The organism is Rothia sp. HMSC071C12 (assembly GCF_001813895.1).
In the GTDB taxonomy this organism is placed as follows: domain Bacteria; phylum Actinomycetota; class Actinomycetes; order Actinomycetales; family Micrococcaceae; genus Rothia; species Rothia mucilaginosa.
The window spans coordinates 290,200-305,847 of the sequence record NZ_KV814374.1 but is presented as its reverse complement, the minus strand read 5'-3'; the positions used below and the strand labels follow the sequence as shown (position 1 = coordinate 305,847).

At 61.3% G+C, this 15,648-nt stretch carries 10 protein-coding genes; 4 read left to right on the top strand and 6 right to left on the bottom strand.

The genetic code is table 11. The annotated features are described in order from the left end of the window. Positions 1-166: 166 nt before the first annotated feature. The gene (locus tag HMPREF2942_RS06230) at positions 167-1,885 is read right to left on the bottom strand and encodes a S8 family peptidase (RefSeq protein WP_070688660.1); all 1,719 of its coding nucleotides are present in this window, start codon (positions 1,883-1,885) and stop codon (positions 167-169) included. A gap of 606 nt (positions 1,886-2,491) precedes the next feature. Here HMPREF2942_RS06230 and HMPREF2942_RS06225 point away from each other — a divergent pair. Continuing rightward, a complete protein-coding gene (locus HMPREF2942_RS06225; protein WP_070688659.1) occupies positions 2,492-4,474 on the top strand; it encodes a S8 family peptidase in 1,983 nt (660 codons plus the stop codon). Between the two features lie 104 nt (positions 4,475-4,578). On the opposite strand, the gene HMPREF2942_RS06220 is transcribed toward HMPREF2942_RS06225, so the two are convergent. The 5 genes from HMPREF2942_RS06220 to HMPREF2942_RS06200 form a co-directional block, all read right to left on the bottom strand. Beyond that, positions 4,579-6,555, bottom strand: coding sequence for a S8 family peptidase (locus HMPREF2942_RS06220; protein WP_070688658.1), 1,977 nt, complete (start codon positions 6,553-6,555; stop codon positions 4,579-4,581). Positions 6,556-7,193: 638 nt separating this feature from the next. Continuing rightward, positions 7,194-8,339 carry a phosphoribosylformylglycinamidine cyclo-ligase gene (gene purM / locus HMPREF2942_RS06215; protein WP_060824316.1) on the bottom strand — a complete coding sequence of 382 codons (1,146 nt, stop codon included), beginning with the start codon at positions 8,337-8,339 and terminating at the stop codon, positions 7,194-7,196. Next, on the bottom strand, positions 8,339-10,090 hold the full coding sequence (gene purF, locus HMPREF2942_RS06210) for an amidophosphoribosyltransferase (protein WP_060824317.1): 1,752 nt from the start codon (positions 10,088-10,090) through the stop codon (positions 8,339-8,341). Before purF ends, purM begins: the two co-directional genes overlap by 1 nt. A 240-nt stretch (positions 10,091-10,330) precedes the next feature. Next, positions 10,331-10,747, bottom strand: a complete 417-nt coding sequence (locus HMPREF2942_RS06205) for a sterol carrier family protein (protein WP_371325918.1) — start codon at positions 10,745-10,747, stop codon at positions 10,331-10,333. 38 nt (positions 10,748-10,785) lie between these two features. Then, on the bottom strand, positions 10,786-11,913 hold the full coding sequence (locus HMPREF2942_RS06200) for an asparaginase (protein ID WP_070614833.1): 1,128 nt from the start codon (positions 11,911-11,913) through the stop codon (positions 10,786-10,788). 571 nt (positions 11,914-12,484) lie between these two features. Between HMPREF2942_RS06200 and HMPREF2942_RS09535 the strand changes: the two genes are divergently transcribed. The 3 genes from HMPREF2942_RS09535 (at position 12,485) to HMPREF2942_RS06185 (ending at position 15,457) form a co-directional block, all read left to right on the top strand. Beyond that, positions 12,485-12,826, top strand: a complete 342-nt coding sequence (locus HMPREF2942_RS09535; protein WP_171840176.1) for a hypothetical protein — start codon at positions 12,485-12,487, stop codon at positions 12,824-12,826. 151 nt (positions 12,827-12,977) lie between these two features. After that, positions 12,978-14,261, top strand: a complete 1,284-nt coding sequence (purD, locus tag HMPREF2942_RS06190) for a phosphoribosylamine--glycine ligase (RefSeq protein WP_049340963.1) — start codon at positions 12,978-12,980, stop codon at positions 14,259-14,261. Between the two features lie 269 nt (positions 14,262-14,530). Beyond that, the gene (locus HMPREF2942_RS06185; RefSeq protein ID WP_049359538.1) at positions 14,531-15,457 is read left to right on the top strand and encodes a phosphoribosylaminoimidazolesuccinocarboxamide synthase; all 927 of its coding nucleotides are present in this window, start codon (positions 14,531-14,533) and stop codon (positions 15,455-15,457) included. Positions 15,458-15,648: the final 191 nt, after the last annotated feature.

The window sequence follows — 15,648 nt, the reverse complement described above, 5'->3', positions numbered from 1 at the left end:
CCACCTGTCAGTCGTGAGGGTGGGTGGGAGATGCAAGCTGCAGCACCAAAAGCGGCAGCGTTCTGTTCACGAAAAGCCCCCGCTGAGTTGTCAGCGGGGGCTTTTTGTATGTGGCATCCTTCAGAAGCCTATTGGCTCACCGGCTTCCGAGCTGGCAACATGCCGATTACTGACCGGGAATCAGGCCGTGAGCAGTAATCAGGAACGGCGGGTTGTGGTTAGTGGTCGGGTTGGTCACGTAGCCAACACGAGCCGCACGGGTCGGGTGCTTGGGTGCACGCTTCGGCCAGGGCTTCGCAACAGGGTTCGGGTCCTTCTTGCCCTGCACCATAGCCAGCGCGCTCGCCGCGTTCACAATGCCGGAGCCGCAAGCGTTCACATCGCAGGTGAGCGGCTTGGAGCTCTGCTTCAGAATCTGCTTTGCACGCTCAGCGGTCAGCGAGGGATCCACCGACTTCATCAGCGCAATCACGCCAGCAACCTGGGGTGCAGCCATGGAGGTGCCGTCGTACTCGGTGTAGCCTGCGCCGGTGGACACGGTGGTGCCCAGATCCACGGTGGACATGATGCCGCTACCGGGGGCGCTCACATCAACGAGCTTGCCGTAGTTGGAGAAGTCGCTACGCTTACCGTCCTGGTCGGTAGCACCCACCACGATCGAACCGCCACAGTTAGCCGGAGCAACCTTGGAGGTGTCCTGACCGTCGTTGCCGGCAGCGACAACGAGAATCGCGCCGCGCTTGTTCACCTCAGCAATAGCCTTGGAGTAGGTAGCGGGGCAGGTGCCCTCGCCACCGAGGGAGAGGTTAATGATCTTGGCGGGGTTGGAGTTCGCGGGAACGCCCTCAACGGTGCCGCCGGCTGCCCAAACCATTGCATCCGCAATGTCGGAGTCGTAGCCGCCGCACATGCCCAGGGCACGCACCGGCAGAATCTTGGTGGAGGGCGCCACGCCGACGATACCGCGCTTATTGTTCATAATCGCCGCGATGGATCCTGCAACGTGGGTGCCGTGCCAGTTCGACTCGCTTGCCTCAGAGTAGGCATCGCAGACGCCCGCTTCTTCCCAGTTGCCCTGGTCGGTCGGGTCGGAGTCGCGGCCGTTACCGTCGCGTGCGATGGAGGGCTCGGTGATGAAGTCGTAGCCGGGCAGAACGTTAGCGTCCAGGTCGGGGTGCTTGACGATGCCGGAGTCAATCACGGCAACGGTCACGCCAGCGCCCTGGGCGGTCTTCCACGCTTCGGGGGTAGCCAGACCCTTGGTGCCGTGCAGGTTCCACTGCTGCGGGTAGAGGGTGTCGTTCGGCGCCACAACCTGGTTCGACGCCTGGGCAGCCTGGGCTACCTGAGCGACCTTGGAGTTTGCGGCGGTACGGGTGCGTGCGTTGGAGCGGCGCAGCAGGTCGGGCTCAACCGACGCGACGGAGGGGTTAGAGCTCAGCGCCGCCATGTACTTCTCTGCCTGCTCCGCGGTGAGCTTGGAGGAGAGAGTCACCACGGTTGCCTTCTGAGCGGTGGTGCGTACGTAGCTGGTCTTGATTTTGAAGAGGTCATCGACGCTCTTTACCTCGGAGGTGAGACCCTGGTAGAGGGCGTCGCTCCAGGTGGCGACCTGGGTGCCTGCGGGGCTTGCCCAGTTGACGCCCCCGGCGTTCAGCGCGCTATCGGTGTAGGTGATGACGAAGCGGTTGAAGCCTGCCTTCTGCTGTGAGGAGCTGAGGGAGGAAATGGTGGTGTGCGCCTTGGCGCGCTCGGCTCCGTTAGCCTTGGCGGGTGCCGCGAAGGATGCGGGGGCGCCCAGGGTCGTGACGAGTGCTGCGGCGGTGCCCAGGCTCAGAGCGGTGCGTGCGACATCGCGTGCTGAGGGGTGAGTGGTAAAAGACATCGGGGTCCTTTGCGTATGTGAGTGCCGGAAGCGGCAAGCGGGTTGGTTATTCACCCACATAAATGCACCTTCGAGAAAATATCTGCATTCTTTTGTGTATTTGCTTGTGAGGAGCGAATAGAAAAAGAAAATGCACATCACTGCATTGATGTGTATTTTTCTCTAAAACCCCCGTGTGGGAGTTCTTCGGAAGTAGTTTATGTGGTGAGATATCGCTATCCTAGCACCTTTTTCCAGGTATATAGCGGCTAAAGCTCGATAGTGTGGCGTAAATAATGAGATTTTTCCTTCATGTAAATGCAGATAAAGAAATGCCTAGTCGAGGTATTCTGGCGCCTTAAAGTGAAGATTTAAATTTTGCTCATCTTTGCATAAAATGATCTGCATCACAAAGGTTATTTTATTCATAAAGTAACCCGAAAGGGTGCTAGAGTATCTCACGGTGCGTACCCGTGCATGCGCATTGTGGAACCACTTCACAGCCCACAATACGCACCAACACCTCACTCTTCCGTATTCACTCGTACCGACCCCGCGCCCTCAACTCGAATCGGCAACGCTACGCCGTATCGTGCGCACCCGGTACCACTCACCTCAAGGACGTCCATGCTTCGCATTGCTCGCCCCTGGCAGGCACGCTCCTCACAGCGTTCCCTGCTGAGCTTCGTCACCGCAACCTGCCTGCTCTCGGCAAGCGTGATCCCCGCCGTAGCGGCACCCACCGCGCAGGCTACCCAGCCCAAGGCACCCCAGGCATCTACGGCGGCACAGGCTTCTAACGCCGCGCAGACCTCCAACACTGCACAGATTTCTAACACCGCACAGGCAACCCAGTCCGCGCCCGTGGCGTACAACCGCTTCATCATCACCTACACCGAGGACGCGAAGAACGCCGCCTCCACCGACGCCACCGCAGACCAGATTGACTGGTCCGCCGCCGCCGGCACCCAGCAGGCAACCTGGAGCGACGCACTCTACGCGGGCATCACCTCCGACGTGCAGAGCATCGACGAGCTGCTGAACATTAAGACCAGCTACGTCCGCTCCACCGCGCTGGATGCCAGCGTGGTCACCACCTCCGCGGAGCTCACCCCCGCCCAGGCGCAGCAGTACATGAACGCCCTGAGCGCGAACTCCAAGGTTGCCTCCGTGTCGCCGGATATGCGCCGCTACGCCACCGTGGACAACACCTCGGAGACCGTCAAGATTAACGACCCGAAGATGAACCGCATGTGGTCCCTCACCGGCGAGAAGGGCGTCTCCGCTCTGGAGGCGTGGGGCACCACCCGCGGCAAGGGCGTGACCGTGGCGGTGCTGGACTCCGGCATTACCGCCCACCCGGACCTGGACGCTAACGTGCTGCCCGGCTACGACTTCATTGCCGAATCGGCGTTCTCCAATGACGGCGACGGCCGCGACTCCGACCCGACCGACGCCGGCAACTGGACCGTAGATAACCAGTGCTTCACCGGTTCGAAGGCGACCGCCTCCGACTGGCACGGCACCCACGTGGCGGGCACTATTGCCGCTATCGCGAATAACAACGAGGGCATTGCCGGCGTGGCACCCGAAGCGAAGATCGTGCCCGTGCGCGTTCTGGGCGCCTGCGGTGGCTTCGACTCGGACATCACCGACGGCATTATTTGGGCTGCCGGTGGTAGCGTGCGCGGCGTTCCCGCAAACCAGAACCCCGCCCAGGTCATTAACATGTCCATCGGTAGCGAGGGCACCTGCACCACCCCGTACCGCCAGGCGATTGCTCAGGCGAATAAGCGCGGCTCCATCGTGGTCGTCGCAGCCGGTAACAACAACTTTGACGCCTCGAAGTCCAGCCCCGGCAACTGCGAGGACGTCATCACCGTGGGCGCAACCGATAAGAACGGCAAGCGCTCCTACTTCTCCAACTACGGCTCCCGCGTGGACGTGAGCGCGCCCGGTGGCGACCGCAGCTACTGGGGTGGCGGTATTCTCTCCACCCTGAACGCTGGTAAGACCGCTCCGGGTAAGGCTGACTACGCCGAGTACCAGGGCACTTCCATGGCGGCACCGCATGTTGCCGGTATTGTGGCGCTCATGAAGGCGGTCGACCCGAAGCTCACTTACGCTCAGGCGAAGAAGGTTCTGCAGTCCACCTCTCAGGGTGTTGAGTGCGACCAGTCCGCGTGCGGTTCCGGTATCGTGAATGCGGCGCGTGCGGTTCAGCAGGTCCGCTCCGACCGTGAGGCTGCCGATGCCGCTGCGGCTGAGGCGGCACGCAAGAAGGCTGAGGAGGAAGCCGCACGCAAGAAGGCGGCTGAAGAGGCGGCACGCAAGAAGGCTGAGGAGGATGCTAAGCGTCAGCAGGCCCCCGCACCTAAGGCAACCCCTGCACCGAAGGTGACCCCCGCGCCTAAGGCTAGCCGTCCGGTGACCCGCCCGTCCCGCCCGGTGACCCGCCCCTCCTACCCGTCGCGTCCGCGTCACGGCCACACTCCGCGTTACCGCTCCTGGTACGGTGCATCCGCGAACACCTACCCGAACAGCAGTTACCCGAGCAGTGCATACCCGAACACTGGCTACCTGGGCTTTGCGACCGGTAACCGCCGCTAGTCAAAACTCGTTTTAGATACGAAAAGCCCCCGATGAGTTCTCTCAGCGGGGGCTTTTACTATGCGCTGTCGACTGGGCCTGATGGGGTGTCGGTAGCAGATAGCTTATTGTTCATTGACCTCGCGGGGCTTCTGCGCGGGGTTGGTGACCAGCGGTTCGTCCTGGGCGATGGGTTCGGCGTCACCGTTCAGGTCGTAGACCTGGGCATCTTCGGGGATTTCCATGGCGGGAGCGCCGGGAATCCGGTCGTAGTCACCGGTGAGGCTCTCGCCGTTGGCTCCTGCCGTGAGAGCTTCTGCGGTTGCTTCGGCTGCCTCGTCGGTGGCGGCTCTATCGGCAATCTTAGTGTTAGATGCGCCTGCGCTCAGTCCCTTAGAGATTACCTTGATGGTCTTGCGCGGTCGCAGGTAGGTCACCCTGCCGTTCGCGTCCAGGTTTCCAGCCTTTTTAGCCAGGTTGAAGCTGTTGATAATACCTCGGCTGCAGAAATACTTATCGCACTTGATGCGGTTTCCCCCCGCGAGGGTGAACGCCTCCTCGACCTGCTTGGTGGTCATGGAGGTGCCGTTGACCAGCTGCTGCGCCAGCAGAGCGGAGACGTGCGGTGCCGACATGGAGGTGCCGCTCTCATAGTCGTAGCTGAACTTAGTGTTATCAGGGCGGTCGAGGCTGTTCATGGACAGGGTGAGGATGTTTTCACCCGGTGCCGAGATGTTAACCCTCGTGCCGTAGTTCGAGAATGATGCTCGCGTGCCAGCCTTGGTGGTTGCACCAACCGTGATGACGCCCATGCAGTTGGCGGGCGCGTACTTGGACGCCTCCGTGTTGCCGTTACCTGCCGCGGCGACCACGATTGCGCCCTTGGAGCGTGCAATGTTGATGGCGCGCTGGTACGCGGCGGGGCACGTGGTTACGGTGCCGATGGACATATTGATAATCTTGGCGGGGGAGGCGTTGTCCGGTACTCCGTCAACGTGTCCGCCAGCAGCCCAGATGATGGCGTCGGCAATGTCTGAGGTGCGGCCACCGCATCGGCCCAGTACGCGCACGGGCTGCACGCGGGCGAGGTCGGCAACGCCGACGATGCCCATGCGGTTATTGCCTCGGGCACCGATAATGCCAGCAACGCTGGTGCCGTGCCAGGTGGAGGTGTGGGCGTTCGCCTGGTCCTTGCAAAGGTTGTAGGGTGCGTAGTCGCCTTCATCCCTGGGGTTGGGGTCGCGGCCGTCGCCGTCGCGGGCGCTGAGCGGGTCGCTGACGAAGTCGTAGCCGTTCGCCATGCCGGTAACCAGGTCGGGGTGCGGCACGTAGCCGGTGTCAAGTACGGCGACCTTCACGTTTGCGCCGCGGCGCAGGCGCGCGTTACCGGTGTTCTGAACGCCGGTGGTGGGGTTGGTGAGGTTCCACTGCTTGCTGTACTGCGGGTCGTTGAACTGGAAGGTGATGTCGCCCTCTGCGGCGGGGTAGTTGATGTAGTCGGGCTCGACGGAGGCTACGTCCGGGTCGGAGGCGACCTTCGCCATGAACTCCTTCGCCTCGTTTTTGTTGAGGGTTTTGGAGGTCTGGATGACGGCGTCATCGGTGGAGGTGTTGTGCAGGAACTTGGTGTCGACGTTCAGTGCTTCGCTGACGACGTCGACGGTGTCCATGATGTCGTCAACGATGCCGCGGACTGCATCCCACTCGCCGTCGCGCAGCATTTTGCGCTGCTTGGCTTCCTGGGTGTAGGTGACGATGAATCGGTCGAAGTTCTGCTGGGGGAGCGTGCCGGGTGCCGCCGCGGTGGGGGTGGTGGGGCGTGTTACGCCGTTGCGTGTGAGGGTGAGGGGGCTGACGGGCCCTTCAATCTGGGGCGCTGCCTGAGCTGCTGCCAGGATGGCTTCGTCGCTGGGCCCCTGCGCGAGGACGGCGGGTAGGTCGCCTCCGAAGAGGATGACGCCGGCGGCGAGCAGGCTCAGTGCTGCGCGTGCGGGGCGCTTGCGGCGGCGGTTATCGATGCAGTGGTTATCGATGCAGTGGTTATCGATGCGGGGGCGAGGAGGTGTTTCGGTGCGCTGCGCACCGATGTATGGAAGCCTCATCTGGTTCTCCTGATGTAGGTGGTATGCGAACTGTGTGATGTGTACTGGTGTTTCCGTCTGTAGGTGCACGAGGTGCGCATAGGGTTTTTGCGGGGCGGCAAAGGGGCCTGTTTTTGGGCGCGCTGAAGTAATGAATGGGGTGAGGGAATAGTGTTTTGTAGACCCTTTTTCGTACCGAAAGAACCCTTTTTGGACGGTGTGCAACGTACATTTCTAAGGTATCACTTCAAGGTGAACTTGAGGGATTTTTGAGGTGCTTTTCACGGGTTAATGTGCAGAAAATCAACCTCTGGAGGCTGAATAGCGCCCAATGATTGAGAGTTTATGTAAGTAAAGCTTGAGGGTTGGAATGTGCGAGGCAGGATATGCGGTACCTCTTGCTGACAGGGGAGAGAAATAAATGTTTTAACACTGTGGTGTAAGCACTAGAATGCATTAAAAATGCAGTTGATAGCAAAAAATAAAAATAGCCTGAAATGCGCGTGAAAATAAATAAAAAGCTGGCATCAATACGCTGGACAGCACGCACCTCCGGTAGACACACAGACCGGGGCGGCCACCGCATCGGTGACCGCCCCGGTCTATAGAATCATCAACACCAGCACGCTGGCGCTCGCTACCTACTGGAGAAAGCGTCCTTAGGAAGCGTAGGAGCCCAGTAGGCGAACCGCGCCGCCGTCCACGCCCTTAGCGCCCTGAACGTAATCGGGGTTGTTAGCCTCGGGCTCACCGGCGGCAACAACGTCACCCATAATCCAGGAGGGGATACCGCGGTCGTTCAGGCGCTTGGTAGCAGCCTCAGCCACGGAGGGGTCAACGATAGCGATCATGCCCACGCCCAGGTTCAGGGTGCGTTCCAGGTCGGCAAGGGGCACGTTGCCCAGCGAACCGATCAGGGAGAAGATGGCGGGAATCTGCCAGGTGGAGCGGTCCACGCGACCCTCCAGGCCCTGAGGCAGAACGCGAGCCAGGTTAGCAGCCAGGCCGCCGCCGGTCACGTGGGAGAAGCCGCGTACACCGCTGCCGGTGGTGCCGTCTTCGCCGTTGACGGGGAATGCTGCCGCCAGGTCCAGGCAGTCTGCAGCGTACACGCGGGTGGGCTCGAGTAGCTCCTCACCGATGGTGCGACCCAGCTCGTCCACCTGGCGCTCCAGGCCCCAGCCGGCTACGTTCAGGACCTTGCGGACCAGGGAGTAGCCGTTGGAGTGAATACCGGAGGACGCCATAGCGATCAGCACGTCACCCTCGCGCACGCGGTCCGGGCCGAGCAGCTCGTCCGCTTCAACCAGACCGGTTGCGGCACCGGCGACATCGTACTCATCCTCGGCCAGCAGGCCGGGGTGCTCAGCGGTTTCGCCGCCAACCAGGGCGGTGCCAGCCTGTGCACATGCGCCAGCGATACCGCGCACAATGTCAGCGATACGCTCGGGAACGACCTTGCCGGTGGCAATGTAGTCGGTCATGAACAGCGGCTTAGCGCCGCAGACCACGATGTCGTCCACGACCATGCCGACCAGGTCGTAGCCGATGGTGTCGTGAATATCGAGTGCCTGCGCAATAGCGACCTTGGTGCCCACACCGTCGGTGGAGGTAGCCAGGTAGGGCTTGCGGTACTTGACGAGCTCGGAGACATCGTACAGGCCCGCGAAGCCGCCCACGCCACCAACGACGGAGGAGTTGTGGGTCGCCTTGATAGCGCCCTTCATCAGCTCAACGGCGCGATCGCCAGCCTCTACGTCAACACCTGCGCTCGCGTAGGTTACGGTGGTGGTGTTCTCGCTCATTAGGATTCCTTCGGGGTAGCGGTAGCGGAGGAGTTTGCGGGGATGCGGTCCTGCTCGGTGAGCAATGCCTCGAGGTCGGCGTCGGGGCCGGGGTTGCACATGCCCATACCGGCATCGTCTGCGGCAACCTGTACTGCGGAAGGGTCGAACTTCGTTTCGAGAGTTTCGGTTCCTTCGCGGGTTTCAATGGAGACTGCCTCGGCGTGCTCAGGCTTGGAGGGGACGGGGCGCTCCACGGTCACCTCAGCTGCCTTGCCGGCGAGGGGTCCGCCCTTGCCCTTTTCTCCAGCGTCGAAGAGGGACTTGCCGCGTCGTTCCTCGCTCGGCAGCTCGATCGGGTATTTGCCGGTGAAGCATGCGGTGCACATGTTTTCGGCGGGCTGCTCGGTGGCTGCCATCATGCCGTCCTGGGAGATGAAGCCGAGAGAATCGGCACCCAGGGAGGAAGCGATTTCGTCCACGGACAGGCCGTTAGCGATCAGCTCCGCGCGGGAGGCGAAGTCAATACCGTAGAAGCAGGGCCACTTCACGGGCGGGGAGGAGATGCGCACGTGCACTTCCTTCGCGCCAGCTTCGCGGAGCATACGCACGAGGGCACGCTGAGTGTTACCGCGAACAATGGAGTCGTCAATGACGACGAGGCGCTTACCGGCAACCACGGACTTCAGCGGGTTCAGCTTCAGGCGGATACCGAGCTGGCGGATAGTCTGCGAGGGCTGAATGAAGGTTCGGCCCACGTAGGCGTTCTTGACCAGGCCGTTACCGTAGGGGATGCCGGACTCTTCGGCGTAACCAATAGCAGCCGGAACACCGGATTCGGGGGTGGGCATGACCAGGTCAGCTTCAACAGCGTGTTCGCGGGCGAGCTGACGGCCCATTTCTACGCGGGATTCGTAGACGCTACGGCCGGAGATGGTGGTGTCCGGGCGTGCGAGGTAGACGTACTCGAAGACGCAACCGGCGGGCTTAGCTTCTGCGAAACGCTGGGAACGCAGACCGTTCTCGTCAATGGTGAGGAATTCGCCGGGCTCCACTTCACGCACGTAGGATGCGCCGACAATATCAAGTGCCGCGGTTTCGGATGCGACAACCCAGCCGCGCTCCAGGCGACCGAGTACGAGGGGGCGTACACCCTGCGGGTCGCGTGCGGCGTAGAGAGTGTTCTCATCCATGAAGGTGAGGCAGAAAGCACCGCGCAGGGTCGGCAACAGGTCGAGCGCTGCTTCTTCAAGGGAATCGAAGTCATGCTCTGCCAGTAGAGCCGTAACGAGTGCGGTGTCGGTGGTGTTACCCTGAGCAAGCTCACCGTGCTTGGGGGGCTTGCCGCCGTTCTTTTCGAGGATACGGTCGTAAAGGTCAGCGGAATTGGTGAGGTTACCGTTGTGCGCCAGACAGAGCGTGCCGTGCGGGGTGGTACCGAGGGTGGGTTGTGCGTTAGCCCAGTGGGATGCGCCGGTGGTGGAGTATCGGGCGTGGCCGATAGCGTGGTCGCCGGGCATGGAGCTGAGGGTGGCTTCGTCAAAGACCTGGGAGACGAGTCCCATATCTTTGTACACGTGGATGCGTTTGCCGTTACTGGTTGCGATACCTGCTGATTCCTGGCCGCGGTGCTGGAGTGCGTACAGACCGTAGTAGGTTAGCTTTGCCACGTCCTCGCCGGGTGCCCACACGCCGAAGACGCCGCAGGCGTCCTTGGGGCCGTGGTCAATCGGATCGAGGTCGTGAGTGAGTTTTCCGTCGGGACGAATCAATTCACTTCTTTTCGACGTTGGGACTGCGGATGCGTCTGCGCAGGCGCAAGACGGACGTGTGTTTCTGTACTCGCACCTGCCTGTGTGTGCGGTAGCATACACCAGACCTTTAAAAGTGTACCGGGTTTCAATGTAGACGTGGTGAAGGATACGCTAAATACCTCAGGATGGACCACTAGAACAGGCACCAAACACGCCAAATCACGAAAACTGCGTGGACCTGTGAGCTCGTAGCGAATTCTAGAAGAGCGGCAACAAACCCGAAAGGTCACTACGCTCACCCGACGCATCCAGCGCACCGGCACTCACCGCCTGCGCCCACGAACAGGCACCCAGAACCAGCGCCGCCCACACGAGCGGACGCGCCTCCACAACGGACGGGGGAGTGCCGCGCGTATGGCGGGGGCCAGCAATACACTGAGTCACACCCAGCGGGGGTACACGCACCTCCACACTATTGCCGGGGGCGAGGGTTGCCAGCTCCTCCAAGGTGAAGCGCACAAAGGTCGCACGCACCGAGCGGGGGAGCGCGGCAAACGCCTGCTCCACCTCGGCGCTGTTCAGCAGGTACTCGCCTTGGGCATGCACATCTGCAGGCTCGCCGGCTGCCGCACGCTGCGCCTCAAAGAAAGCACGCACTTCGCGTACCGCCGCCATGCCGTCTGCTTCGGAAGTTTTACGTCGAATCGCCACGATTAGTCCTCTTCCGGGGCGCCGGGAACCAGACCCTCGCGGGTGAAAAGCTCCTCATACACACGCAGCTCGCCCACCTCAACCGGCTTGCCGTCCACGTAGCCGCCGGTCACCGGGTGAACCACCAGCGCGAGTAGGCGCTCGCATTCCTCGGCGCTCAGGTAGCCGCCAGCGGCGAGAGCACGCAGAGCCACGGCGTACATGGCGCGGTGCGAACCGTCGCTCATCTTCACCACCACGGATGCGCCCGAACGCAGACCAATGCAGAGCACGCCCTCCGCACCGCCCTTGACGATCGCGTCCAGTTCTTCGCTGAGCACGGTGTCGGGGGAGCCGGGTGCCTGAATCAGCTCGGGGTAATCCACCATGGCGGTCGCGACCGTGGAGGCGCGCGCATCCGCGCCGAGGTTGCGGATTGCCGCACCCAGGGTCGAGTAGGCGCGTGCGGCACCGGCCAGGGAGACGGCGTGCACGGGCGCACCGCAGCCATCAACGCCGATAGCGGCTACGGGCTCGCCGGTGAACGCCTCAATTTCTTCGGTGATGACCTGCTGCAGCGGGTGGGCGGGGTCGAGGTAGTTGTGCAGAGTCCAGTCCTGCGAGCCCTCTTCGAGGTCGCCGCGCTCAAGCTTGGCGGTGCACGCCCACAGGAATGCGGCGTGCTTGCCGGAGCAGGGGTGCGCCAGGGCAGTAGCGGCAAGGTTCGCCTGAACCATTGCCTGGCGTGCCTGCTTGTCGGAGGGGAGCGTGGGCTTGAGCGCCAGGTTTGCCGGGGTGAGCGGGTTGGCTTCGGTGCTGCCCTGGGTGAGTACGTCCTGCACGGCGCGCATCTGCTCGAAGGTGCCTCGATGCGAGCCGCAGGCGATGGCGACCTGGGAGCCGCGCAGGGGTGCGCCCGCCTTCATGGATCCGATGGCCTGCAGCGGCTTGGCGGCGGAGCGCAGGTAGAAGGGCTCGTGAATGTCGCCGAGGGCAAGCTGTACTTCGCCGTCGGGGCCCAGCAGGATGAGGCGGCCGCGGTGGCGTGCCTCAATGAAGTTGTTGCGGGTGAGCTGCGCGAGTTCTACGTCGAAGGTGCTGCTGTGGTCGGTGGTGTGAGTGGTTGCCTGTGGGGTGGTGCTGTTGGTCATTCTTCTAGTTTAAACGGGGCGTGCGGCTTGACCCTATTTGTCTCTGGTGGCGCGGAGCTAGGATGGGCTGGCACCGTCGAGGGAGAGCCCTGTGAAGAGATTCACGTTTACTGCGAGTTGAAGCTATGAGTAATTCATTTTTATAATTGAAGTGTGCTCAAGCGCAACGGGTAAGACTAAGGTAAGTGAGCGAGGCGCAGCCCGCACGAACCGAAAAACCCAGCACCGCATAGGACCGACCACGATTGACGCCCGACGAACCATTCTGGCGCCTCGACGTACCGCCTCATGAACATGGCGATGACCAAGGCAGCGGCAGATGAGCAAAACCCCACCCCGTCAATCGATGAGCTATGAGTGTATCCACGGTTCATCATCTCTGACATGCCCCAATATGCAGTCTGAGAACGGGCGTAATGTATCCAGTACGCAATTGATGCAGTCCCGGGGCCTCTATATCTAGGCGAAACTAGTTAGACGTGACCCGGTACGAGTATGCATCGCTTAATGCCCCTTACCCCTCAACTCACTCTTGATTGGTGAGCGGCAAACCATGTAAAGGAGTACATCCATGGCAGAGCAGAACAACACCTCCGCAAACACCTCCGCACAGAACGTCTCCCCCAAGGGTGGCGTGGGCGTGGATTCTGAATTCCACGCAAAGTTCTTCCCCATCCTGGCTCGCGTTGCTTCTGTGACCGCAGTGCTCATGTATGTCTTCTACTTCCCGCAGATTATCGGTAACCTGAACGGTCACAAGGGTGACTGGATCCAGCCGCTGGTCGCTGCGGTGAACTGCACCCTGTGGGTTCTGTACGGTCTGTGGCGCCCCAAGAAGGATGTTCCGATTATCATCGCGAACCTCCCGGGTATTGTCTTCGGTGGTGTGGCTGCCATTACCGCCCTCATCTAGTGCTTTTAGCTTGATTCGGTAGCTTCGGTTACCGCGCTGTGCGGCTCTTCTCTAGCGTGCATTCTTACGAATGTGCCGCTACATGAGAAGAGCCGCATTTTTAGTGAGCCCAGCTCACGTTTTTAGAGTGATACCGGGTACCCTGAATAGCATGAAGGTTTTGGTACTGGGCCCCGGCGGCCGCGAACACGCAATTATTCGAGCGCTTCTGCGCGACCCTGAGGTAACCGAGGTGCACAGCGCCCCCGGCAACGCCGGCATTGCCCAGGATGTTCCCGTCCATGCAATTGATGCGAATGACCCCGCCCAGGCAACCGCCCTGGCACGCGAACTGAACGCCGACCTGGTCGTTATTGGCCCGGAGGCGCCGCTGGTCGCCGGTGTTTCTGACGCACTGCGTGAGGCGGGTTTTGATGTTTTCGGCCCCTCCGCAGCTGCCGCTCAGCTGGAGGGTTCTAAGGCTTTCGCTAAGCAGGTCATGGAAGAGGCTTCCGTGCCGACTGCCCGCGCTTACGTGGCAACGAATGCTGCTGAGGCGCAGGCTGCCCTGGACGAGTTCGGTGCACCCTATGTGGTGAAGGACGACGGCCTGGCAGCAGGTAAGGGCGTTGTGGTGACCGAGGACCGCACCGCAGCACTGGAGCACGCCCAGGCTTGCTTCAACGCTGGCGGTACCGTGGTCATCGAAGAGTTCCTGGACGGCCCCGAGGTGTCCCTCTTCGTCATTTCTGACGGTAAGAACGTTCTGCCGCTGTCCCCGGCTCAGGACTTCAAGCGCATTTTTGACAACGATGAGGGCCCGAATACCGGCGGTATGGGCGCCTACACCCCGCTTCCCTGGCTGCCCGAGGGCTTCGTGCAGGAGGTCGTGGAGAAGGTTGCCCGCCCGACCGTGGCTCGTATGGCTGAGCGCGGCACCCCGTTCGTGGGTGTGCTCTTCTGCGGCCTGGCTGTGACCAGCCGCGGCGTGCGCGTTATCGAGTTCAACGCCCGCTTTGGCGACCCGGAAACCCAGGCGGTTCTGGCGCGTCTGCGCACCCCGCTGGGTCAGCTGCTGCGTGCGGCTGCTCGCGGTGAAATTTCTGAGGGTACCGAGCTGGATTGGGATCCCCGCACCGCAGTTGACGTGGTTATGGCTGCTGAGAACTACCCTGACACTCCCCGCAAGGGTGACGTCATCTCCGGTCTGGATGAGGCGAACGCCCTGGAGGGCGTGCACGTGATTCACGCGGGCACCGTGGTTTCCGGCGAGGAAATCCACACCGCCGGCGGCCGCGTGCTGGCCGTCGTGGCGCTCGGTGAGAACCTGGGCGCCGCCCGCGACGCCGCCTACGAGGGCGTTCGCGCTATCTCTTGGGCTGGCGCGCAGTACCGCACCGATATCGCGCTGAAGGCTGTGGAGAACCGTATCCACATTCCCGCCCCGCGCGGCTAAAACCTAAGGTGACCGGCTTCCCCGCTTGAGGGTGGGGGAGCCGGTCGCTTCTTTGCCACTTGCCCCTTTGCCTCTTACTTCTTGGCTTCTTGCCGTCTCGGCTTTTCCCCAATCGGGGTGCTGTCGGCGGCGACCGGGGTAGGTTGGGCTCTCAAGATTGTGCCGTATTGATGACTGATTGGCACTATCGGGAGCCGTGCCTGTCGCGGTATTGTAATTACACAGACTTTTTGCATCCACATCACACCACCTCATCAGGAGAAATTCTCATGACTTCTCGTTCTAACCCCGTGGAAATCCCGGGCTGGACTCACATTTATTCCGGCAAGGTCCGCGACCTGTACGTTCCGAATGAGGAACGTTTTGACGCTACCGGCTTGACCGTCAATGATGACGCTGAGCTACGTGCCGGTTCGGTCATGGTTGTTGCCTCGGACCGTATTAGCGCTTTTGACCGTATTCTGCCCACCGAGATCCCGGATAAGGGCAAGATTCTGACTCAGATGTCCCTGTGGTGGTTTGAGCAGCTTAAGCAGGTTCCGAACCACGTGCTGTCCACTGACGTTCCGGATGTTGTGGCTGGTCGCGCGATGATTTGCCGCTCCCTGAACATGTTCCCGGTGGAGTGCATTGTGCGCGGTTACCTGACCGGTTCGGGTTTGGCCGTGTACAACCAGACCGGTGAGATTGCTGGCGTGAAGTTGCCTGCGGGTCTGGTGGATGGTTCCCGCCTGGAGACCCCGATTTTCACTCCGACCGGTAAGGCTGAGGTGGGTGAGCATGATGAGCTGGTGACCCGTGAGGAGCTGTACGCTGAGGTGGGTCAGCCGGTGGGTGAGCGCCTGGAGGAGCTGAGCCTGAGCCTGTACACCACTGCGGAGAAGATTGCTCGTGAGCAGGGCATTATTCTGGCGGATACCAAAATGGAGTTCGGTACTGATTCGTACCGCGGCGAGATCACTCTGGGTGATGAGGTTCTGACCCCGGATTCTTCGCGTTTCTGGGACGCTCAGCAGTATGAGCCGGGTCATGCTCAGCCGAGCTTTGATAAGCAGTACGTGCGTGACTGGCTGCGTTCCCCGGAGGCGGGTTGGGACGGTTCGGATAACGTGCCGCACCTGCCTGAGGAGGTTGTGGAGAAGACTCGTGCCCGTTACGTTGAGGCGTATGAGCGTCTGACCGGCACGAAGTTCTAAACTCAATATTTCGGGCTGAAATAAGTCTTTGAGATAGCTAAAGGGCAGTGCCCCGGAAGGTCATTCTTCCGGGGCACCGCCCTTTAATCCATAAGCTCTTTTACATGCATTCTTATAGGTGCTATACGTCATAAATACATCTTGTGTGTCTATTGTACGGGGGGGTGTCCTCTATCATACTTAGTAATCGG

Excerpts from the sequence above, each read along its gene's own strand:
- HMPREF2942_RS06230 (WP_070688660.1), bottom strand. The coding sequence starts at position 1,885 with ATGTCTTTTACCACTCACCCCTCAGCACGCGATGTCGCACGCACCGCT.
- HMPREF2942_RS06225 (WP_070688659.1), top strand. The coding sequence starts at position 2,492 with ATGCTTCGCATTGCTCGCCCCTGGCAGGCACGCTCCTCACAGCGTTCC.
- HMPREF2942_RS06220 (WP_070688658.1), bottom strand. The coding sequence starts at position 6,555 with ATGAGGCTTCCATACATCGGTGCGCAGCGCACCGAAACACCTCCTCGC.
- purM (WP_060824316.1), bottom strand. The coding sequence starts at position 8,339 with ATGAGCGAGAACACCACCACCGTAACCTACGCGAGCGCAGGTGTTGAC.
- HMPREF2942_RS06205 (WP_371325918.1), bottom strand. The coding sequence starts at position 10,747 with ATGGCGGCGGTACGCGAAGTGCGTGCTTTCTTTGAGGCGCAGCGTGCG.
- HMPREF2942_RS06200 (WP_070614833.1), bottom strand. The coding sequence starts at position 11,913 with ATGACCAACAGCACCACCCCACAGGCAACCACTCACACCACCGACCAC.
- HMPREF2942_RS09535 (WP_171840176.1), top strand. The coding sequence starts at position 12,485 with ATGGCAGAGCAGAACAACACCTCCGCAAACACCTCCGCACAGAACGTC.
- purD (WP_049340963.1), top strand. The coding sequence starts at position 12,978 with ATGAAGGTTTTGGTACTGGGCCCCGGCGGCCGCGAACACGCAATTATT.
- HMPREF2942_RS06185 (WP_049359538.1), top strand. The coding sequence starts at position 14,531 with ATGACTTCTCGTTCTAACCCCGTGGAAATCCCGGGCTGGACTCACATT.